The sequence below is a fragment of the Leptospira gomenensis genome (genome assembly GCF_004770155.1).
Taxonomy (GTDB): domain Bacteria; phylum Spirochaetota; class Leptospiria; order Leptospirales; family Leptospiraceae; genus Leptospira; species Leptospira gomenensis.
Window position 1 is genome coordinate 1 of sequence record NZ_RQFA01000027.1, and the last position, 406, is coordinate 406.

1 pseudogene is annotated in these 406 nt (G+C 54.4%); it reads left to right on the plus strand.

The features are described from left to right. Nucleotides 1-406: pseudogene (locus EHQ17_RS20120) on the plus strand (DUF1564 domain-containing protein); the annotation flags it as partial.

The following is a 406-nucleotide window of genomic DNA, read 5'->3' on the forward strand; positions in this document are numbered from 1 at the left end:
GTTGTTGCGAACCTACGCCAAGTTTTTGACCGCGACCAAACGTTTGGGCAAGAAAGCGGGAACGACGTTGTATCAGCCTTCTGCCTCTATCTCTGCTTCAGTGTCTGCTGTGGCGGCGGCCGTGGACCGCCGTCGAACTTCGTTTGGTTCTGAGGCGCCGGAGGAGGGAGCGAAGGATGCGCCACCTAACAATGACCAGGCGGTTGGCGATTCTGCGGATGACGTCCGACCAGAGCTTCGTGCACTTCGAACGGAGCGAAACGGATTGTGGGGGGAGCAGAATTGGAATTTGTCGGGAGAACATGATTCGTCGAAAGAACGGGATTTGCTAGAAGATCAGAATTCGTCGGAAAACTTGGACCCGGCAGGAGAACAGAATTTGTCGAGAAAACAGGATTCGTCGGAA